This window comes from Mesorhizobium jarvisii, assembly GCF_003601985.1.
Lineage (GTDB): Bacteria > Pseudomonadota > Alphaproteobacteria > Rhizobiales > Rhizobiaceae > Mesorhizobium > Mesorhizobium jarvisii.
Window position 1 is genome coordinate 392,721 of sequence record NZ_QZXA01000005.1, and the last position, 20,277, is coordinate 412,997.

General features: G+C 57.5%; 25 protein-coding genes. 14 read left to right on the forward strand and 11 right to left on the reverse strand.

Annotation, left to right across the window (positions count from 1 at the left end; translation table 11 throughout):
* Nucleotides 1-155: 155 nt before the first annotated feature.
* Both D3242_RS15540 and D3242_RS15545 read left to right on the forward strand, forming a co-directional pair.
* The gene (locus D3242_RS15540; RefSeq protein ID WP_196774164.1) at nt 156-1,025 is read left to right on the forward strand and encodes a hypothetical protein; all 870 of its coding nucleotides are present in this window, start codon (nt 156-158) and stop codon (nt 1,023-1,025) included.
* Between the two features lie 50 nt (nt 1,026-1,075).
* Nucleotides 1,076-1,615: a sigma-70 family RNA polymerase sigma factor gene (locus D3242_RS15545; protein ID WP_064981650.1), complete on the forward strand. Its 540-nt coding sequence runs from the start codon at nt 1,076-1,078 to the stop codon at nt 1,613-1,615.
* A 58-nt stretch (nt 1,616-1,673) separates the two neighbouring features.
* Here the strand turns inward: D3242_RS15545 and D3242_RS15550 are convergent, their stop codons facing one another.
* Nucleotides 1,674-2,387 carry a FadR/GntR family transcriptional regulator gene (locus D3242_RS15550; protein WP_064980656.1) on the reverse strand — a complete coding sequence of 238 codons (714 nt, stop codon included), beginning with the start codon at nt 2,385-2,387 and terminating at the stop codon, nt 1,674-1,676.
* A gap of 183 nt (nt 2,388-2,570) precedes the next feature.
* Here D3242_RS15550 and D3242_RS15555 point away from each other — a divergent pair, with 183 nt between their 5' ends.
* The 4 genes from D3242_RS15555 to D3242_RS33525 all read left to right on the forward strand — a co-directional run bounded on the left by D3242_RS15555 (nt 2,571) and on the right by D3242_RS33525 (nt 5,924).
* Complete coding sequence (locus tag D3242_RS15555; protein ID WP_064980658.1) at nt 2,571-3,362, forward strand: transporter substrate-binding domain-containing protein; 792 nt, start codon at nt 2,571-2,573, stop codon at nt 3,360-3,362.
* A gap of 66 nt (nt 3,363-3,428) precedes the next feature.
* A complete protein-coding gene (locus D3242_RS15560; protein WP_064980659.1) occupies nt 3,429-4,100 on the forward strand; it encodes an amino acid ABC transporter permease in 672 nt (223 codons plus the stop codon).
* Between the two features lie 23 nt (nt 4,101-4,123).
* A complete protein-coding gene (locus D3242_RS15565; protein WP_064980660.1) occupies nt 4,124-5,332 on the forward strand; it encodes a cysteine desulfurase-like protein in 1,209 nt (402 codons plus the stop codon).
* Between the two features lie 205 nt (nt 5,333-5,537).
* Nucleotides 5,538-5,924, forward strand: a complete 387-nt coding sequence (locus D3242_RS33525) for a hypothetical protein (protein ID WP_155772675.1) — start codon at nt 5,538-5,540, stop codon at nt 5,922-5,924.
* Between the two features lie 152 nt (nt 5,925-6,076).
* On the opposite strand, the gene D3242_RS15575 is transcribed toward D3242_RS33525, so the two are convergent.
* The 4 genes from D3242_RS15575 to D3242_RS15590 all read right to left on the reverse strand — a co-directional run bounded on the left by D3242_RS15575 (nt 6,077) and on the right by D3242_RS15590 (nt 9,518).
* Entirely contained in the window at nt 6,077-6,277 is a 201-nt protein-coding gene (locus D3242_RS15575) for a DUF768 domain-containing protein (protein ID WP_010915370.1), read from the reverse strand.
* Nucleotides 6,274-7,131, reverse strand: a complete 858-nt coding sequence (locus tag D3242_RS15580) for an ATP-dependent DNA ligase (RefSeq protein WP_064980662.1) — start codon at nt 7,129-7,131, stop codon at nt 6,274-6,276. The genes D3242_RS15575 and D3242_RS15580 overlap by 4 nt, the downstream gene beginning before the upstream one ends.
* Nucleotides 7,132-8,142: 1,011 nt before the next feature.
* On the reverse strand, nt 8,143-8,982 hold the full coding sequence (locus tag D3242_RS15585; protein ID WP_064980663.1) for a hypothetical protein: 840 nt from the start codon (nt 8,980-8,982) through the stop codon (nt 8,143-8,145).
* Nucleotides 8,983-9,215: 233 nt separating this feature from the next.
* Nucleotides 9,216-9,518, reverse strand: coding sequence for a DUF1330 domain-containing protein (locus D3242_RS15590; protein ID WP_064980664.1), 303 nt, complete (start codon nt 9,516-9,518; stop codon nt 9,216-9,218).
* Between the two features lie 257 nt (nt 9,519-9,775).
* On the opposite strand from D3242_RS15590, the gene D3242_RS15595 reads away from it, so the two are divergent.
* Nucleotides 9,776-10,081, forward strand: coding sequence for a hypothetical protein (locus tag D3242_RS15595; RefSeq protein WP_064980665.1), 306 nt, complete (start codon nt 9,776-9,778; stop codon nt 10,079-10,081).
* Nucleotides 10,082-10,409: 328 nt separating this feature from the next.
* Nucleotides 10,410-10,919 carry a hypothetical protein gene (locus D3242_RS15605; RefSeq protein WP_064980667.1) on the forward strand — a complete coding sequence of 170 codons (510 nt, stop codon included), beginning with the start codon at nt 10,410-10,412 and terminating at the stop codon, nt 10,917-10,919.
* A 383-nt stretch (nt 10,920-11,302) separates the two neighbouring features.
* Here D3242_RS15605 and D3242_RS15615 read toward each other — a convergent pair whose 3' ends face one another.
* Nucleotides 11,303-11,578, reverse strand: coding sequence for a hypothetical protein (locus D3242_RS15615; RefSeq protein WP_064980669.1), 276 nt, complete (start codon nt 11,576-11,578; stop codon nt 11,303-11,305).
* Between the two features lie 386 nt (nt 11,579-11,964).
* Between D3242_RS15615 and D3242_RS33295 the strand changes: the two genes are divergently transcribed.
* The gene (locus tag D3242_RS33295; RefSeq protein ID WP_147377463.1) at nt 11,965-12,339 is read left to right on the forward strand and encodes a hypothetical protein; all 375 of its coding nucleotides are present in this window, start codon (nt 11,965-11,967) and stop codon (nt 12,337-12,339) included.
* A 264-nt stretch (nt 12,340-12,603) separates the two neighbouring features.
* Here D3242_RS33295 and D3242_RS33530 read toward each other — a convergent pair whose 3' ends face one another.
* From D3242_RS33530 to D3242_RS15635, 4 genes are all read right to left on the reverse strand, one after another.
* Nucleotides 12,604-12,777, reverse strand: a complete 174-nt coding sequence (locus D3242_RS33530; protein ID WP_167470428.1) for a hypothetical protein — start codon at nt 12,775-12,777, stop codon at nt 12,604-12,606.
* Between the two features lie 737 nt (nt 12,778-13,514).
* The gene (locus D3242_RS33535) at nt 13,515-13,679 is read right to left on the reverse strand and encodes a hypothetical protein (RefSeq protein WP_167470429.1); all 165 of its coding nucleotides are present in this window, start codon (nt 13,677-13,679) and stop codon (nt 13,515-13,517) included.
* A gap of 560 nt (nt 13,680-14,239) precedes the next feature.
* Nucleotides 14,240-14,491, reverse strand: coding sequence for a hypothetical protein (locus tag D3242_RS15630; RefSeq protein WP_064980671.1), 252 nt, complete (start codon nt 14,489-14,491; stop codon nt 14,240-14,242).
* Between the two features lie 26 nt (nt 14,492-14,517).
* Complete coding sequence (locus D3242_RS15635) at nt 14,518-14,739, reverse strand: DUF768 domain-containing protein (protein ID WP_064980672.1); 222 nt, start codon at nt 14,737-14,739, stop codon at nt 14,518-14,520.
* A gap of 564 nt (nt 14,740-15,303) precedes the next feature.
* Between D3242_RS15635 and D3242_RS15640 the strand changes: the two genes are divergently transcribed.
* Entirely contained in the window at nt 15,304-15,819 is a 516-nt protein-coding gene (locus D3242_RS15640) for a lipocalin family protein (RefSeq protein ID WP_064981652.1), read from the forward strand.
* A gap of 405 nt (nt 15,820-16,224) precedes the next feature.
* On the opposite strand, the gene D3242_RS15645 is transcribed toward D3242_RS15640, so the two are convergent.
* Nucleotides 16,225-16,413 carry a hypothetical protein gene (locus D3242_RS15645; protein ID WP_147377464.1) on the reverse strand — a complete coding sequence of 63 codons (189 nt, stop codon included), beginning with the start codon at nt 16,411-16,413 and terminating at the stop codon, nt 16,225-16,227.
* A gap of 696 nt (nt 16,414-17,109) precedes the next feature.
* Here D3242_RS15645 and D3242_RS15650 point away from each other — a divergent pair.
* The 4 genes from D3242_RS15650 to D3242_RS33540 all read left to right on the forward strand — a co-directional run bounded on the left by D3242_RS15650 (nt 17,110) and on the right by D3242_RS33540 (nt 19,122).
* Nucleotides 17,110-17,529, forward strand: a complete 420-nt coding sequence (locus D3242_RS15650; protein ID WP_064981654.1) for an Hsp20/alpha crystallin family protein — start codon at nt 17,110-17,112, stop codon at nt 17,527-17,529.
* Entirely contained in the window at nt 17,522-17,986 is a 465-nt protein-coding gene (locus tag D3242_RS15655; protein ID WP_064980674.1) for an Hsp20/alpha crystallin family protein, read from the forward strand. Before D3242_RS15650 ends, D3242_RS15655 begins: the two co-directional genes overlap by 8 nt.
* Before the next feature lie 114 nt (nt 17,987-18,100).
* Nucleotides 18,101-18,628: a flavodoxin domain-containing protein gene (locus D3242_RS15660; protein WP_081295873.1), complete on the forward strand. Its 528-nt coding sequence runs from the start codon at nt 18,101-18,103 to the stop codon at nt 18,626-18,628.
* Between the two features lie 341 nt (nt 18,629-18,969).
* On the forward strand, nt 18,970-19,122 hold the full coding sequence (locus D3242_RS33540; protein ID WP_167470426.1) for a hypothetical protein: 153 nt from the start codon (nt 18,970-18,972) through the stop codon (nt 19,120-19,122).
* Nucleotides 19,123-20,277: the final 1,155 nt, after the last annotated feature.

Sequence of the window (20,277 nt, forward strand, 5' to 3'; positions counted from 1 at the left end):
TCGACTTCTGAATTCCAGATAACTTTTGTCCGATCAGCCTATAAGTTTTTAGCGTGAGGGGTGATCCAGTTCGCGCCGGCAGCCGTATTGCAACAAACATGGTCAGAACCCGTTCGGCGCACGCTGATCCAAGGTAAAACAGGAAAGAGGCTGACATGCCAAACATTGTCTTGATCGTCGGCAGTGGCCCGGATGCGGTTCGATGCAGGGAATGGCCTCGAACGACGTTTTCCTCGATTGTCGTCATCAACAATGCCTGGAGAGTGCGGCCCGACTGGGATTATTTGATTCACCCCGATGATTTTCCTGGTGAACGCCTGCCGAGCGACCAGCGTTCCCGAGCCGCGTCGATCGTAAAATCGGATGCTTTTGTCCCTGCCCAAAACGCATTCGGTGGTTTTGTCTATGCGGGCGGCACAATGGCCTTCACCGCTGGCTATTGGGTTATGAAGGCCCTTCGACCTGATGTCGTAGCGTTCCTGGGCTGCGATATGATTTATCCCACCAACGCGCCGACGCATTTCTATGGCTTTGGAACTGCTGACCCGCTACGCGACGATTTGACGTTGAGGGACCTGGAAGCGAAGTCTGGAAGGCTGTTCGCCAAAGCCCTGCGTTACGGAACAGTCTGCCTGAACCTTTCAAATCTTCCTGACAGTCGCCTTGCCATACCGCGTGTGAACCTGCGGTTTATCGAACGCCTTACTCCGCTTCGGATCAAGGCACTCAGAGCGATGCTTGAGGGCGCCATCGATCCGATTTCCATCGAGACGGCCGACACGCTCGAGGCTGAGCTCGGCTATTTTGTCGAACATGGGAGGTACTGGGAACACGCGTCGGCTTTCGATGAAGCCGCGCTGGAGAAAATAGATCAACGCTGGCGTTCATCGGTAGACCGGCTACCAGCGTCGGTTCCTCCGAGCGATGGTTGCTGGGGACGCGGTCGGGCGCGCAAGGCCGATATTGTTCGACATGAGCCTCGAGTCAGTCGCGACGTCTCCTCCCATCTCGCAGAAGGCACGTAGGTCGAAGTGGCAGGCGGACGTGAGCCGCTTGGGGGAAGTGCTGCGTCATGCTGACTCGAGACGGCATAACAAAGCTCATCTTGCGAACAAGCATGCATGATCGGGCGGCGTTCGATCTGCTTTACAAGCATACATGCGCGAAATTGTTCGGTGTATGCCTGCGTATTTTGGGCGACAGTGGGGAGGCCGAGGAGGCGATGCAAGACGTCTATGTAAAGATATGGACCAAGGCAGATCGATATGCGACCTCGCAACTCAGCCCGATCTCCTGGCTTGTGGCGATTGCGCGCAATCATTCGATCGATCTTATCAGAGCGCGCCGCCCTCCAGATGTCGACCTGGCGGCCGCGGGCGATGTAGCCGACACGACGCCGTGGGCCGAGGAATTGCTGATTGAAAACGACCAGCAGGCCAGTCTTGCCCGAAGCATAGACAGTCTGAGCAAGGACAAAGCCGCAGCGATTAGGGGCGCGTATCAGGAGGGCGTCTCCTACGCAGAGCTTGCAAAGCGTCACAACGTGCCGCTCAACACAATGCGAACCTGGCTTCGGCGCAGCCTGATCCAACTACGGGCGAGCGTCGAGCAATGACGTATGTAAGACGTCTCTGGGGATGAAGATCATTAACAGCGGTCTATCTCGTTTATATTCAATCCGAATTGGGGACGCTTGAAGCGATTGAGATACCGGCGCACCGCGCTGTGTTGCTGATGTGATTTTGCATCTCACTCGTTGCCTTTGCGACATCGCGACTTCGCAAGGCACGGATGATGCGCCTGTGCTCCGCGATCGACGCTCGCATGCGAGCAGGGTCTGTGATTGGGATTGGTCGGATTTGTGTCTCGGTCAGCTTGTTACGGAGGGACTGGTAGAGATCGACGATCATTCTGTTTGGGCAGGCAGATGCAATGATTGCGTGAAATTCGAGATCAGCCTCAACGTTGGCCAACAGGTCGCCGCTTTCCCAATTGCGCTCCATCGTATCCGTTTCAGCCTCGAGAGCCTGAAACTCGATCTCTGTCAGCGTCTGCGATGACAGACCGGCGATCCGCCCCTCCAGCATGATGCGCGTTTCGAAGACATCGGCGACCGGATAGCTGTCGGCATAGCGCCAGCGCGCCATATTGCGTGAAGCCGAGGGCGTTCCCTGCGAAACAAAAGTCCCTCGCCCCGGCTCTGTCTTCAGCAAGCCCAGGGTCTCGAGCGTCAGAAGGGCTTCGCGCAATGAGGCGCGGCTGACGCCGAGACTGAGCGCGAACTCGCGCTGGGACGGCACCTTCTCACCTGACCTCAGCTCTCCACTCAGGATCATGCCCTGGATTTTCCTCGCGGCGGCGTGGGGTACTGGAACACGCGAAAGCATCGAATTTCTTCCATTCTGGGACGACAGCGCCGATCAGGCTGAACCTCTGGTCGCTTCAGAGGTAGCCGATCCTGCTGGCGGACGGAATGCCTTGCATTTTTCAGGGGCACATGATTGGTTGGTCGGACTGGTCAGACCGGTCTAACCACTTCAATAAAAAAAGTCATCAAAAAGGGGAATTCAATGAGAGTGTTTAAAGCAATTCTGATCTCGGGAGCGCTTGCCTTGGGGTCCTTAACTGCCGCCATTTCGCACGCTGCGGAGATCAATGTCGGCGCCAACATCGGCAATGTTCCCTGGGAGTTCCAGGACGCCAACGGCAAGATGGTGGGCTTTGAAATCGACCTGATGACAGAGGTCGGCAAGCGGCTCGGCATGGACGTCAAGTTCACGAACATCCCGTTTGCCGGTCTGTTCGCCGCCGTTCAGTCCGGTCAGATCGACGCCGCGGTCTCATCGATCACGATCACCAAGAAGCGGCTTGAATCGGTCAGCTTCGCCCAGCCCTATTACGACAGCGACCAGTCGCTGACCGTCAAGAGCGACAGCGGCATCACGGGCCTCGCCGGCATGGCTGGCAAGACCGTCGGCGTCGATACAGGTTCGACCGGTGATATCTGGACCACCGCGCATCAGGCCGAGACGAAAATCGCCACCATCAACAAATATGAGGGCTTGCAGCCGGCGATGCTGGATCTGCAGGCGGGGCGCATCGACGGCTACATCTCGGACATTCCGGCATTGCTCTATTATTCGAAGGACAAACCGCAGTTCAAGGTCGTCGAACGCATCAAGACCACGGAGCAATACTCCGTGATGTTTGCCAAGGATGCGCCGCTGGCCGCCAAGGTCAACGACGTCATCACGGCTCTGAAGAAAGACGGCACGCTGGCAAAGATTCACGAAACCTGGTTTGGCACCAAGCCCGATGAAGGGCTTGCCACGGCGACTGTCCTGGATATGCCGAAGCTCTGATCCCGGTCATTGTGTGGAAGGAGATCGCGTTGCGGCCTCCTTCTCCCGTGACGCAGAGGCTGGGACATGTCCATTTTCGATACGTTTTTGAACTACCGCGTCTTCGTGGAGACGCTGCCGCTCATCCTGAGTGGCCTTGCCACCACGCTGACACTTGGCGTCGTCTGCATCCTGGTCGGGTTCTTTGTCGGCATTGGTCTGGCGATGCTGCGACTTTATGGGCCCTCGCCTGTGCGGTTTGTGACAGTCGCCTACATCGACGTCTTCCGCTCTATACCTGTTCTGGTGCTGCTGTTCGTCGTCTACTACGCGCTGCCCTTTGCCGGCATCCGGTTCAGTTCGTTCACCGCCGCGTCAACCTCGATCTCGATGATATCGGCCGCCTATTCCGCCGAAATCATCCGCGCCGGCATCGTCGCTATTCCGAAAGGTCAATTCGAAGCCGCACGGGCGCTTGGGCTCCACTTCTATTCGACCATGCTCAAGGTGATCTTGCCGCAAGCGATCAGGATCGTCGTGCCGCCGCTGACCTCGAACGCCATAAACGTCATGAAGGACACTGCATTGGCTTCCGTGGTGGCAATGCCGGATCTGCTCAAACAGGCAAACCAGGCGCAGGCGCTGGCAGCCAATCCGACGCCGCTGATCGTAGCAGCCGCCATCTACCTCATCATCCTGCTTCCTCTGGTCCGGCTTGTCGGCATGCTGGAGAAGCGGCTCGCCAAATCTGAACGTTGAAGACTTTCCCCAAGAGGCCATCCATGTCGCTCGATATCGAATTTGTTCGTTCCCAATTTCCGGCGCTGGAAACAGGCTGGGCGTTCTTTGATAATGCTGGCGGTTCGCAAGTATTGCGCCCGGTGGCCGAGCGAGTCGCCGAATATATGCTAACGACCAGCGTTCAGACCGGCGCCTCTTACGGGCCGTCGGTCAAAGCCAGCGAACTGCTGGCGCAGGCACGCGACCGCATCGCCACATTCGTTGGCGCGGCGCGACCCGAGGAGGTTTTCTTCGGCCCTTCCACCACCGTGCTCGTGCGCTTTCTGGCAACCGCCATGGCAAGCCAGTTGACGGCGGGCGACGAGATTATCGTGACCAATTTCGATCACGAGTCGAACATTGGTCCCTGGTTGATCCTCAAGCAGCGCGGCATCGTCTTCAGGGTTTGGGAGATTGATCCCGAAACGCTTATGCCATCCCTCGACACGCTCAACGCGCTGATGAGCGTTCGCACGCGGCTGGTCTGCGTGACCCATGCCTCCAACCTGCTCGGCTCCATCAATCCGATCCGGCAAATCGCAGATTTCGTTCATGCGCGCGGGGCTCGCATCTGCGTCGACGGTGTCGCCTACGCCCCGCATCGCACCCTCGACGTCCAGGAACTCGACGTCGACTACTACGTATTCTCTTTCTACAAGACCTACGGGCCGCATTACGCGGTCATGTATGGGCGCCATGAACTGCTGCTCGAACTCGACGGGCTTTACCATTACTTCTACGGCAAGGACAAAGTGCCCGGAAAACTTGAGCCTGGAAATCCCTGCTACGAACTTGTCTGGGGCGCCGCCGGCATTGTCGACTATCTGGAGGCACTGGGCAGAGGCAAAGGCCGTCATGCGATCGAGAGCGCATTTGACCAGATCGCGGCGCACGAGGCGGAGATCGGCGAACGCCTGCTGTCGTGGTTGCGCGTGCGCAATGGCGTCCGGATCGTTGGCGACCAGAACTCGCAGGCGGCATTTCGGGTGCCGACGATCAGCTTTACGGTCGACGGCCACGCCCCTCAGGATATCGTCGCCCGAACCGATCAGGCCAAGATCGGCGTGCGTCACGGCGATTTCCATTCGCGCCGCCTGGCCGAAGCGCTTGGACTGTCGCCCAGCGGCGTCATTCGCGTTTCCATGGTGCACTACAACACGATTGTCGAAGTCGACCGGCTGATCGATGTGCTCGACCAATCGCTGAGCTAGACGTAATGTTCCAGGGCTGAGATTGATTGCGACGTTCAGCTGTCGGCCCCACAGCAGTCAGCGTAGGACGCCCATCGCCTGCAGTGCTGGGCGGCCCGCCTACGTAGTGAACCGTGTCGGGTAACCTTCGGTGACGGTGTCCAAGCTGAAGGCTGACAATTAGACATACCTAATATACTCTACCCCTCAAAAGCGAGGGGGTAACATGAAACAGCCACGGGGATGGATCGCGCTGGCAGGGCTTCTCTTTGCCGGCGACGCAGATGCCCACGATTGGTATACCGGCAAAAAAGACCCGGTGTTGCAGTATGATTGCTGCGGCAACAAAGATTGCCATCCGATAGACGCTCGCGCCGTGAGGGAGACCAAAGACGGCTATTACGTCCGCCTGCCCCGCCCTGCCTATCTCAATGAGCCACAAGAGCCGGAGTGGTTTATCCCCAGGGAACGCGCCCAAGCCTCCCTTGATGACCACTACCATCTCTGTGAGCGTTTGATGACGTTCTATCGAGCGATCATTCCCCATACGAAGTTCCAAGCCTACTATAGATTCAGATGGACGTGTTTCTTCGTTCCTAAGGGCACGAGTTAAACTCGAGCTGACGCCAACCAACCGTAGGTGGCCGCACCGATCCAATTTGGGCTCGGGCACGTTGTCGGCTATCCACTGATGCAGGAAGTTGATTCCGCGCTGCTCATGTGGCGATAGGTTCGCCCTGCCGCTTAGGCTCCGGCGAGCGGCGGTCAGCGCAGCGCATGCACGATGAATTCGTAGATAGTGCTAATTTCCTCGTCGATCTCGTGACCGGGAATGCCTTGGGCTTCAGCCGCGCGTTTCGCATCCACAGCCATTTCAATGATCAGCAGTACGTGGTCACTGATCGGATCGTCGGATAAGTGGTCCGATATCCAATGGTAGACAAAATCGCTGCCTCGCGTGCTCATTCCTCACGGAAATCCTGCAACGAAGCGTGGCGGAGGTCTTCCTCGCCCCGTAGGTGCTTCACACGGCCGATGATGCCGGGCTTGACCCATTGCGTCGCCGGCCGCTTCAGGCCCTTCGGGGCCGGCCCGGCATGCTCCTGGACACGCTTCCACAGCCGCTCGCGGATGGCCTGACTCGAATTGATGAAAGCCGAGCCGACATAGCGGCCGGTATTTCGATCCGCCATCAGTGCGAATGCCGGCTTGCCGGCCTCACACTCGACCCCGAGCAGTTCATATTCGTCGATGGTATATGCCTTGATCTTCAGCCAGGTCGTCGATTTCCCGCTCCGATACTTACTGTCTTTGCGCTTCGAGACCATGCCTTCAAGCCCGGCCTTGTCGACCAGTTCGAAGATCGCCTTGGCATCGCCGGGCAGCGCGTCGCTGAATTGGATGCGAAGGCCGGTCGGAATTATCGCGTAGAGCCCAGCCCGGCGGTCTTTCAGCGCCATATCGCGAAGATCGAATCCGTTGAGGTGCAACAGATCGAACGCCACGAAATAGAGGTGGTGCTGCCGGCTGGTGATCGCCTTGCGGAGTGGACGGAAGTCGGACAACCCATCTTCGTTCGTGACGATGATCTCGCCGTCGATGATGGCACTTTCGGCGCCGAGGCCCTTCGCCTCCTGCACCAGGTCGGAATATTTGGCTGTCCAGTCGTGACCATTGCGCGTGTAGATGCGCGTCCGGTCCTCATCGATGATCAACTGCGAACGGTAGCCGTCGAACTTGACTTCGTGAATCCAGGCGTCGCCCTCCGGAGGCTTCTCAACAAGGGTCGGCATTAGGGGAGCTACGAACTTCAAACGCATACACAGGACTCGCAAACCGCGATTCAATTAGTATGCGCTTAATTAGTTCCAAAAGATTTTAACGGTTAATTGACCGCGCTGTCCTAATTTGGAACAGCGCGGTCAAATCCAACCGGACTGCGCAGGCGGCTCCGACAACCCAGCACCCCCTGCCGCACCGTCGGGGCCGCCACCTAACTACGAGATAATACCAGCAATGGTTGAATCAACCGTTACCCAACGTGCTTTCCGTAGCGTTTCCCAGCCGAGAGACCTTGTTGGAGCGAGGGGATTCACAGGTTCCGGCTTTCGATCTAAGAATCTGGCCATAGACACGATCTTTGATGATCTCTCACAAGCCCTCGGAGCGCCAGGTGGCGCCCTTCCGCGCCATTGAAATAGCTTTGCCGGCAAGCTGTTCATGGGCCTTGCACTCGGCCTTGGCGTGGGCATTGGGATGCCGTTGGCCGGCTGAGCCAATTTCCGCTTTAGCTGGCGCTTGGGCACTTAGTCTCTCTTGCGACAGGACTAATTTGCGATAGGCTGTGCTTAGAGCGGTTCTCATGGCCCGCTTTTAGCCGGTGCAGTTGCACGGGTTGGGGTTAAACAACTGCGCCGGCCCCGTTTTGTTCTGGGTCCTTACAACTATCCGCAATCGCCGGGTAGCTGCCCGCCGCAAAGCCCATGCTGGTTTTCACCTTACGTTCTCATCCACATGCGCTACAAGGCGCATGAGTTTATCCAGCCCTAGACGCATCGGCTGGCCTTCCGCATAGGCCAAGGGGTAGGATTCCAGTTCGAACGCCAGGGTCCTGTTTTGATCGCCATCGACGACGCGATCGTGCCATTCGCCGCAGGCTTCGACCACTTCAACGCAAGGGTAGCGAAGGCGGCCCCGGCGTCGTTCAGTCGCAACTGCGCTGTGGCGATCTGGATCACGCGCTCCGGTATTCGAACGACGGTATCCTCAATGAACCGCATCGCGGGGGCGCAAGCCAGATACTCGCCTCGCACGGCCAGTTCATCGCGGATTTATGGGGTCGTGGTCGTGAACCCGCACTGCTTCTGTTCCATCTCGATCTGCTTGGTGATGCGGATGGCGTTCTGTGCGTAGGCCTCCGTCACGGTACCGCTGTTCACGGTCTTGTCCTTCAGCGGACTGACGGCTGCGCAGAGGTGGAAGACATGCTCTGTCCCGGACTTGGCGGCGCCGTTTTCCGGCGCGATCCAATAGACGATATCCTGGCCATTGGGGTGTGCCGAGTCCTTCGTCGCAGCAGCCACCGTGGTGGAGTCGGTGGCGATCGCCTGCGCCTGGGCGGCGACCTCGGGCGAACAGGCTGTGGTCGGCTGCCCCGACTTGATCTGCGAAGCGCACGCGTTCATGTCCTGCGTGTACTGCTCCACCGACGGGGGTTGGTAGCTGACCCCGATCAGCGTCGCCAGCACGGCGAGCACCGCGCCGACGCCGCCGGCAATTTTCTTGCTCTTCGGGTCCATGTTCTTGTCGTTGAGGATCAGCAGAACCAGCGGCAAGAAGGCAATAAGCGTGATGATCGCGCCGAGCTGGTTCTGGACGAAGAACCTGAATGGCTCGGATTCGCGAGCCGGGTCCTGCCTGTTGGCCGCCTTCCAAAGCAGGCTGCCGGCGATGGCAAAAATCGCGATCCCGATCAGAATGCCGATCAGTAGCGGCAGGTTGTCCTGGTTGAATTTGTGCCGGTAGAGCAAAACAATGCCGGCGATCTCGCCGCCAATGGCAACAACCCACGACAGCATTGCGAAAAGGCGAAGGCGCGTGGCACCGGACTTCTGGCCCTGCGATGCTTGCCAGTCCTTGGTAACGTCTACAGTCGGCTTATTGTCGCTCATGACTAGGTTCCCCGGTATCGACACTTTACAGGACGGCGTCAGATCGAAAGGTCAATCCGGCCGGCACAGCGTCATTGATCGAACGTCATCGTAGCCTGCCTTGGCGACGAAAGCGCCATAACAGACCATATCTCTATCCCTATTGCCATGATTGGATTCCATAGGCATATCTCCGGCCAATTTTGAGACTGAGATCCTTGTTTTGCCGGCCCAAAGGCCCGCTTCGCAGATTGTCACGCAGTGGGTGGTGTGATCCCTTCCAGCGCAATGATCCTGGTGCTGGCGCAACGTTTTCGAATTTCGATCAGGCGGGCGTACTCCGGCGAATTGTACCAACCCATCAATGAAGCCATGTCGGGGAATTCGACGATAACCAAGCGGTGTGGCTCCCAATCACCTTCGAGAACCTTGGTCGCACCGGCACGACCCAGATATCGCCCACCATAGCGCTCCTCCGTGGCTGGAACATCCCGCCGGTATTCCTCAAACGCGGCAGCGTCTTCTATATCTACATCCGCGATAAGATGGGCGGCCATTTGCGCTCCTTCCCTCTGTCGCCGACCCCCCATTTCTTTGGCGTTGGTTCTTTTTGGGCTCACGTATATTGATAAAATGCTTTTATATTAGCAGAAGCGTATGTATTCGCCAACCGGCGCGACCGCAGGTAGTGTCTCAGTCCTAGGCTTGGTGTAGGCATTGGGAATGGCGATCGAGGGCTGACCGGGTCAAGCAAGTTTCCATTCGCATATTAGAGATCGCTTGACGAAGCCGCCCACGGCATCAGAATGATGGCATGGCGAAGGGCATCACGGTCGGCGACGAGGTTGCGATCACAGCGATCGTGCGGAAGCGCGTGACCGAAGATCGGGTCAGCGTCTCGATCCCGCACTATGGGTTTCCACACTCGATAGTGGACCGGACATCGGCTCTGAAGAAAGGCCAGCCGATAGAACTCACCGGCAATGTCCTCCGGGTCGACGAGAATACAGTTACTGTGAATCTGTCCCCGCCGGTGACGGTCGACATTGCAGCCGTGAAGCTGGTGACAAGCTATGTGCCGCCGACGAGAAAGAAGCCACTCGTCGACAAGCCGATCTGAACGGAACGTGCAGATTGCCCTTCCATTAGCCTTTGTGCATACTTGACGGGCTGGGTATCTCCATTCCCCGGAAGGCCCGGTTGCCGTCCCCCTTTGTCACCCAGAGCTGTGCGGCGGCCGGGCCGTCTACAGCGGCGACCACGCCAGCACGCCCGCGAATTTGGGCGAACCACCACCGGTTGATTTCCAAGAGTTTCCTGCGACTATCGGCAGGTCCGTGCGACATGGACGCGACATGGAGGGGGTTATGGGAGGGCGATTCTCGGGCGGGTCTCCCCCGTCTGGGGGAATCAAGCGGGAAGCGGTAGATCCTAGATATAGTAAAGCAATGGCTGAACTGACGGCCATGCGCGCAAGGGGCGACGTTGACCAGAGCGACTTTGAGGCTGCTCGTGACATTTTGAGAAAGCGATATGGGGTCGCGGCTCAGTCACCCCCGCCCAAGCCGCAAGCGCAGCCAGCAGCTAGTGCGACTTCAGTCAGCGACGTGGGCCGGAACAAAAGGGTTGGTGTCACCTTGGCGATTTTGTTTGCGGTGTTTGCCGCGTCGAAGGCTTGCTCGGGGGGTGATCACGCCAGCATTGAAGCTGGAAAATGCTTCAGCGTCTGGGACGGATCGAGCAGCGATCTAGTCGCGAAGGTCAAGGACAGATTGAGAGATCCGGATTCGTTTGAGCACGTAAGGACCAAGTCAACACCAAATGCAAACGGCTACCGGACTGTGCTCATGGAATATCGCGCAAAGAATGGGTTTGGCGGCTATAATACCGCCATCGCGGTAGGCTCTCTGAATACCGCTAACTGCACAATTGTCGATTCCAGTTTCGTCGCACAGTGAAAGAGGCCCGCCACCGTGAGGCAGCGGGAGGGCGACAATATCGAGTTAGATGGAACCGGCGCGTGGCATCCGCATTAATTGCGTATGCTTGAAAAGATCGCTTTCGTAGCCCTTATGGTCCAGGTCGCAGTCTTGGCAACCCTGGTAACTAAAACCGTTTTCATGATGTCGTATGCTTCTGAGGAGACCCAACCCGCCGGGGCGGCTGTGGTCAAGGAAATAGAGTGCGCTAACGCGACGTGGCCAAACATTCCGAATCATTGCCTGGAGCGGGGCGGCGGCTCAACTAAATCCGTCAAAACGCTCGTCCTTACGGCACAAAACTAAAGGCCCGCCACGATGAGGCAGCGGGCCTTGCTTGGCGGAAAACATTTCCGCGACGTTCAATAGTAGTCGGGCTGCTCGGGCGCATCGCCGCCGTCCTGCTCACCATCAAAGAAACAGACATCGCGCGCGGTGCCGAAGTCGGCCAACGCTAGGTTCTGGTCGGTCGCGCTGGACCAGCCAAGCGACGGCTCATGCTCGTCGCCGCTTTCCTCTCGGTCGGAGTCGTCCATTTCGCAATCCTCGTTGAGTCCGCCAGCTTGCGGGCCTCGATCCGTCCAGCCGATCGACGGCTCGTCGTCGGCCGTTTCCTCCAGATCGCAATCGGCCTCCATGAGATGCGGTAATCAGGCTCATAGCGCGGTCTAGGAGGTCGTTCAGGCGCTTCTCGACTCCCTGGCGCCATATTGCGCGGGTTCATGCCCTTTGGCATTGCGTAGGGCTTCAGGGCGCGGACATGAGTGTTCATCGATCCTTCCCCTCATAGCTCTTGATGAGCAGCATGGTCGGAAAGCTGGTTGGCAGTGCGCAGCATGAGAAGCGCTAGGCGAAGGCGGCAGATAGCGGGCATAGCTCCGCCAGGTGCCGGAACATGGGTGTTCGGCATCGCAATTCTCCATAACTTGTACGTCGTGTACGGACACCAAGTAATATGGCTATGGCTAATGTGTCAACGGGTTTGTACGTACTTGCCGGAATGCACGTAAACGGCTATATCGCAATGATGAAGACTGAACGTTTTGAAATGCGCGCGAATCCGGAGTTCCTGAAGCTTGTCGACGAATGGCGACGCAGCCAACCTGATTTGCCGCCGAGGGCAGAAGCAGTCCGTCGGATTGTCGAAACCGCACTCTCTTCATCTGAACCACCGACCTTGTCTGTGCTTCTCCGTGAATGGTTTACAGCGAATCCGGAGCGGCATCCTGAGTTTGGTTTCGATGGGTCAATTTCAGTCGAGCAATGTGTGGCCGCCTTGCTCAACGATAGATATCAATCGCCTGTGGTACCGGCTAAGCAAATGATTGAATTGTTTAACAATGAAGCTGATCCAATCGCCAAGCAAATCGTTGCTTTGCTCGAACGCGTTGCCCGATAATTCGCGCAGTGGAATGGCGCGGTTTTAGGTAAGAACCAGAGATCGCGTGATCGAAGCGCTGCCGGGCCTTGGAGATGGAATGCGGTTGCGCCGTCCACCGCTTTGACCTGCAACGGTTTATTCAGAATTTCTAATTTAATATTGGACCGTCAGCGCCAAAATCACGTAGGCGCCACTGTCGTGCATCTAAGGAAAAGCCCGGTTGCGCCCCCGCACTGGGCTTTTTCTCTGCTGCCCCAGCGGTTGCGGTGCAAGTGAGCCGACTTACCGCTTCTTTGGCTTCGGCCTGATCTCCTCGACGCGCGTCTTCGCGCCAACCTGAAACATCGCCTGCTCCAGCGCCAGGGCTTCAGCTTCATCCTTTGTGGTGAGGATCGTGCGCCAGTTTGGCTTGTCGAAGACGCTGACGATGTACGTTGTGCCCGACTTGTCTGCCATTGCTATTCCCATATTTCTTAAAGCCCGCACCCCCTAATCGGCGGAGGGAGCGCGGGCCGATCGGAGACCGATCTTCGGCAGGAGATGGAGGGCACCACCTGCCGCTCGGCTCAACCATTAGAGGCAGCTAATGTTCCCGGGAGCGATAATGTAACATTGTCCGCGTCGGCCGCTGTTGGGCTTTCAAAGATTTGCGTAAAATCAAAGCCGGCGGAGACGACAGAGCGCATCGTTTTTGCATGGCAGACCATACTCAATGCCCCCTTCTTTCATAGCCTGGAACTGGCCGTTCTGGACGAGGATGGTATGCACGCGCTCGTGTTCCCTTGCAGACGCGCTGTCGACGGATGGAAAGACGCCATAACCGGCCATTTAGTAGATGTGGTGCCCACTCACTGGCGACATTGGGGTGAAGAGGATGAGGAAGCCTAGTTCGGGTGAGCCCCTTCCGCGATCACACCATAACCCAAGGCTGACAAATCGGGCATATATTCTGCGCGGCGGACAAATTTCCGCCTGGCCGGCGCCTTTACCCCAACGCCCCCGCCCAACAAGGTGTCGGCCATCTTTCAAGGGAACCTCCCGACATCAGGGCCGTTTTCACGGATGGCTCTCGTTACCGGCTTCGCGTCAGCAGTGGTGGTTCTCTTTATCGTGTTGCTGCTTACGCACGCAGCCCGAGACCTGCAAAGCTCGCCGATCTATCACAGGATATGTCGCCGACTTCGCCGAGCGCTTTAGCGCTTAATTGGCTTCGGAGTGATCTCCTCGACGCGCACGTTGTCGCCGATCTCTCTCGCCCAGGCGAGTGCTTTGGCCTTATCGTTGGTCGTTAGCACTGTGCGCCAATTCGGCGCCTCGTAGACGCTCACCACGTAGGTCGTTTCCGGCTGTTCAGACATCGCTACCCCCTGGCACTCAAGACGGCGCATTTGCCTTAACGCTTATTCAATTTGTCCTATATTAGAATACGCTAATGCGACTCTCCATTCTGCTTTTTTGCCTCGGGGCCTTCTTCTGCTGGGATTTCGCCGCCAAAAATGGCGAGTTTACCGCTAGGCTCGGCATGCGAGTTGCCAACCTGATGCAGAAGTCAGGCATTTGAAGGCTTGGAAACTCGCCTCGTAGGGAGCCGCAGGGCCCTACTTATTCGCTGGAATCGTCAAGCCCGCCCTTGCGGGGGCCCGATCTGCGCCAGTGCGGCTTCTCAAAGACGCTTTGGTGAACGGGGAGTGCGACAAAATTCCCAGCACAACTGTGACGCCACGACCTGATGGTTACGTCATCATCTTGAGGCCTGGCGATCACCGTAGTGTCACTCACCAACAACATATTTCGTCCCCTATGATGTCGTAATTCCTTCCGGCGATGACAATTTGCATATCTGCCTGCACCCGACCGAAGAGCACGAAAACTGCTTCTTCGCGCCCGCTGAAACAATGTTGCTTGAGCCCTCACTCCTTTATCCACCCCTGGCCTTGCCGTAGCCGGTCGGGCTGGTGTCGGGGGTGTAGACCAAATCGACTCCGTCGCACTTGGCGCATCGAAGCTTGGGCCGAAGATCCCATTCCATTGCCGGCGCATCCGGGCCGAAGCGGTCGCGGATCTTCACTAGGTCGAGCTCTTGCTTATGATGGCAGGCCGGGTTGTTGCAGAACGCCGTCACCGTCATCCTGGCGTCGATCAGTTCTTGGAATGTCCAACTCTTTGTCATTGAGGGCTATCATAGCCGCGCACAAGTCAGTCATCCACACCAGCATCGTGGTGCACTATGGCATCAAGGATCGCCTCGTAGACGCTGCCAGTGTCTTCCTCGATCTCGTTGCTGCTAATGCCTGCGGCCTTGGCGTCCGCGAATAGCTGCTCGGTAAGGTCGGCGACCGAGATGACATCGGCGACAGCCGTTTTAGGGACGTGCTTTGATATCCACTTGTAAAGGAAGTCTGTGCCGCGCGCGCTCATTACCCAAACCAACCGTACGTAAGGGGAACCATCGCCACCGCGATCAGGATCGAGATTGGCACCGCGGCTATCAGCGCCGCTTCTAGAGCTCGTGTTTCTTTGTCTCGGAACATTAGGCGCGCCTCATGTAAGCTTCGTTGAAAGCTAACAAGCCGCATGCCCCTGATTCGGTTCCAATGCCTCGACTCATGGGCCTTGCTATCGGCCTTGGCGTTGGCATTGGAATGACGATCGCTCGGCCGCTGTGAACTTCAGCCGGACTCCGATGCCGCCGCCGTTCTCCTCGATGAAGACGGCACCAAGTTGTTCAAGGGCAGCCCGCTGTGCCTCGATCGTCGCATCGTCCGGCTTGTCAATCTTGCGCACGAAGTCGTGGATTTCGGCTCTGCCTTTGGTTTATGCCACACGGGTTCTCCAAGCCAAAATGCTCTGGCGACAAACGACCGGTCGGACAACTCTTAGGATCTGTCGACTCGAACGAAGAAAGGAGATTGACATCGCAAGATTTGGCCTCTGGGAGCCCTACGCGTGTTCAGGGGTTGGATCGATGGCAAGGAGACCTTCATGACAGACACTTCGGCCGTCACGGCCATTACCTCAATCAACCTCAGCCAATATCTTGGTAAATGGTATGAACTGTGCCGGCTCCCGATTAAATATGAAGATGAAACGGCGACGGACATCACGGCCAACTATTCACTGAACGACAGTGTCAAGGTTCGCGTCGACAACCGCTGTTTCGACAAGCACGGCAAACCATCGCGGGCAATCGGCGAGGCCACTCCGGTCGACGACGCCCGATCCAGGTTGAAAGTAACCTTCTTGCCGAAATACATTCGCTGGATACCGTTCACTAGCGGTGACTACTGGGTCCTAAAGCTCGATCCCGAATACAAGGTGTCTCTCGTTGGTTCGCCCGACAGGCAATATCTCTGGCTGCTCGCACGCAGCCCAGACCTGGCGCAGGATACCCGCGAACGATATCTTGCCGAAGCGAAGCGCCAGGGATTCGATCTCACGAACCTGATCGTCCCTCGCCATACTGGCCGCGAAGTCACCGATGATATGCTGGCCGGCTAATTCCGGAGATTGTCGTCGCCGGAAAGTTCCGCCGTTGGTGCAGCGCTCGCCGACCGGTTGGGCGAGGAACATAGCTGTATGCATTTGGATCTGATCAAGGTGTTATTGTGCCGGCCATGCCTCGGCCGGGCTAGCGGCGCTGTAGGCCCCGGCGCCAGGGTGAATGCGCCAGGGCCATTGTGGCATGTACGAAGTACCTAGCATGTCCGCTTATTATCATCGGCTAATATGATCAACAAACTATGAAGGACCAATAATCGGCACGAACGTAGTCGTCAGCGTGTTCGAACAGCCGGGGTTGGCGAGCAGCACTGAAAATCAGGACAAGCATAGGAAGCTGGATAAAGAGATCGGCGACAAAGGTGAGGGGCGAGGAGATCGGCCTAAGCCCAAAGCGCTGAGATTTTAGCTGCCCCCTGCTTTGCTGAATACAACTGTGCCGCCCTCCTTGCGAACTTCCACCGCCACGATACCGTCAACCTCCCTGCGAGCGGGAAAAGTCGCGAGGGCATGATGCCGCGCGGCTTTCTCGGCATCGAAGGGCACCTTTTCAACTATGCCCTGTTTGCCGTACCAAATCACCGTGTAGGCCATCGCTGCGACCCTCGCTTTGTCATGAAGAGCGATTATGACCCGCACGCGCCCATCGCGGTACAAATTCGCATTGATATTCCCCCGCTTGGCTCCGAGCTGCGGACTTTTTTGTTTGCGCTCAGAATTTCGCTCGCGACGGCATGTTGAGCCTGCGGAAGCTGGTCCTTGAAACCTTTCGGCTGCTGTCGCGGCCGCGCCACGAGTTGACTTCCGTGAGACAGGAAGCATTTCGCGTCACCGCGTTACACGACGCTGTACGGCCCGAGAACCTAAATCGACATGATCCGGATCGGCAATGGTTTGTACAGAGGCGGCGAGTTACGGGTTGTCAATCAGCTTTAGCCAAAACAGGATCAGAGTGGAACCATCCAATGTGCTGCTCGAATTGATTCAGGTCAAGGCGACAAAGTCCTAGCGGAGCATTCTCTTGATCGTCATGCGGAGACAACCTGGCCATACACATGGAGAACCGTTCAAGCGAACGGGAATCCAGGCAGGTAAACCAGATTGCCAGTGAAACATGATGGACGAACCTGCGGCACCACCTGGGCGACTCTGGGGTTAAGAGCTGCAAGGTGGGAGCCGTAGGTTCGGTACTTGGCTCACAGCGCTCCGCCGATGGGCGATGAAGAGCGGCGATTGCCCTGCCCCAGAAAATCTGAGGGCGTTGCAGGGCGGCTTTCCGAGGAGGAGACAATGATTGCACGGACGCTATTCGGCGCAGATCCTTTCCGCAACATACGCCGCCTCCAAGACGAAGTGAGCCGACTGGAATTCCCTGCGGTCAATGCCTTCGTAAACCAGGACGGCGTCATCATCACCGCTGAACTGCCTGGGGTAAGATCAGAAGACTTGGACATCTTGATCCACCGAGATTCCGTTACGCTCAGCGGAGAGCGGCAAACCGAAGCTGACGATGCCCGGCGGGCATACCACCGGCGCGAGCGTCGTCAAGGCCGGTTTGCGCGGACTGTGTCATTGCCGTTTGTGGTGGACCCGAACAAGGTTGGAGCAGATCTCCTCAATGGCCTACTGACTCTGGATCTTCCTCGGGCCGAAGAGGACAAGCCAAAGCGCATTCATGTGAAGGCGAGCAAGGAGGCGGGTCATGGCTAAGAGAGAGGCCCCGGGAGCGGGAACGAAGGGAAGCAAGCAGTCTCAGGCCACGCCGGCTAGCGAACCGGAATTGGAAGGCAAGCTGCCCGCGGAGCAGGACGCGGGCGAGCGGACCCATGAGAAGTTAGTCTTCGTGCCACGAGTTGACATCTACGAAACTGAAACGGGCCTTGTCGTCGTTGCGGATCTGCCCGGCGTTGGCCCCGAGGGTTTGGAGGTCACGGTGGAGCAGCGGGTGCTGTCGATCTATGGCCGCGTCAAAGAGGATACGCCAGAGGGCTACAGCCAGGCCTATCGCGAGTATGATGTCGGCGATTTCGAGCGGCAGTTCACTCTCTCCGGGGATTTCGACATCAATGGAATTGAGGCGAACATGAAGGACGGTGTGCTTCACCTCGCCATCCCGAGAGCTCCGGAGGCAGCGGCAAAGCGGATCGAGGTTAGATCGGTTTCCTGACGGTTGAATTGCGCAGACGCCGCGCTCGCCAGCGGTTAGCAGAGCCTATTCCCTGGCTCGCGCCCCGGGTCCTCTCGGTAAACAAGACATGGGCGCTGTTGTCGGAGGAATATCGTGAACATCCTGATTGTCTATGGAACGACCGAAGGTCAGACGGGGAAAATTGCTGCACGGACGGCAACGCGTATTCGCGAGCGCGGGCACCAGGTGGAGTTGCGTGACAGCGCAGCGCCCGCATCCGATTTGAAGCTCGGACACTTCGACGCGTTCATCATCGCTGCGTCGGTCCACCAAGAGCACCACCAGGAAACCGTCACGAACTTCGTATTTGCGCATCACGACGCGCTGAGCAACAAGCCTTCGGCCTTCATATCCGTCAGTCTTTCGGCGGCGCTGGGAGACCAAAAGACGCAAGCTCAAAAATACGTGGATCAATTCGTCTCCGTGACAGAGTGGCAACCATCCATGACCCTCCTTCTCGGGGGTGCTTTGCGCTTCAACAAATACGATTACTTTCAGGAGCAGTTCGTCAAATTCGTCGTTATGAAGAGCGGCGATCCAAGCCCGGAGCGCGATCACGAATTCACTGACTGGAACGCACTCGCTGACTTCGCTGATCGATTTCTTGAGACAGCCGGTTAGATGATCAGCCCACGATAAACAGTGGTACTTCCTTCACTGTGTTAGCCGCTGTCGTGCAAGAAACATGACGTATAGCAGCCTTGTCCGCGGGCGGTCGCGACCCCAGTGCGTCTGTTTGGCGGCCCCGCAATAGTCTTATCCGACTCTGCGCGGCATCTCGGCACCATCACAAACCTGTACACAGGCGAAGGGCGATGGCTACCGCTTGGCAATAGGGAAGTAGCGAATCCAAAAGTCTTTCGAGAGAAGCGTCGTTCATTTCAGAAACTTGGGAGTTCATGTCTTAATGCACTCGACAAGGGTAGCCAGCAGTTCCGCAGGATCTCTTCGCGAATCGTGGCATGGCGAAGGGCATCAAGGCCGGCGACGAGGTTGCGATCACAGCGATCGTGCGGAAGCGCGTGACCGAAGATCGTGTCAGCGTCTCGATCCCACACCGTGGGGTTTCCGCACTCGATAGTGGGCAGGGCATCGACGCAGAGCGGGCTAGTTGAACTAGACCAAGCGGCCCTTGCTGAGGCCGCGAAGATATCCCGACGTCCTTTCATTCGAAAAGGGGCAACGCGTTCCAGGGGCAACCTGGACGCCATCCGAAGCGGCCGGCGTCGAGTTCATCCCCGAGAATGGCGGCGGCGCCAGGGTGAGGCTGCGGAAGGGCGAACCGGAGTAGCCTCGTCTATGTGCTCTTGCTTCATGTCTCGCCGCCGCCCATAGACCAGCCTGAACACAAGCGCGAAGTACCCGACCTGCAACAAAACCGCAGCGATAATGGACCAGGCAACAGCCTTCCAGACAGATCCTGTGGCCACATAGACCCAAGCCCCGACGACGCCAGACGACGTCAGCATTCCCACCAGAAACTGCGGAAAATACATCGCCTGGCCAATCCCGAGAACAGGTATATAAGTTGTAACTAATTTAGTTAAATTACAAGTACCGGGCCATGTAGGTTGTGGCAGGCTGGGGTCGGGCATCTTTTCCCCTTGGGCAGTCGAAAGCCCGCGCCACTCGGGGATGCGCGGGCCGATCGGAGACCGATCTTCGGCAAGGGGACGCGGGCACCCACCCTATCGCTCGGATCAACCTTTAGGAATGACTAATGTTCCGTCAAGCGGAGGGTCAGGCGCGGAAGTAGGCACGTTAGGTGCGACTAACTTATCTCTTTCGCCGTTGCTGGCACCGTAAGTGTGTTAGCCGGGGCTGGTAGTCTGTGACGGACTTCAGACGGTTTCGATGCCCTCGCTGTGAGGGTACAGGTAAAATCTTTGATTGCAGCGAACGGGTAGCCTCGGACGGCAAATGCTGCCCGCCAGGCACACACCGAACAGGCTGTCCCGGCAAGACCGTCACTTGCCCACCTGTCTTGGGACAGGGTTGCGGCGCCGGCAGATTTGACCTGCAACGGTTTATTCAGACTTTCTAATTTAGCATTGGGACCGTTGGCGCCAAAATCACTAGGCGCGGCCGTTGTCGTCTAAAAGGAAGAACCCGGTCGCGCCCCCCGCACCGGGCTTTTTCTCTATTAGATCCTGGTAGTGTAGCCGGTCGGGCTGGTATCGGCGGTATAGACCAAGCCAACGTCGTTCCCGTTGACCGGTCTTTTGCGCCACCTAGACAGAGGCGCATCACGCCCGACATTGTAGAAAATA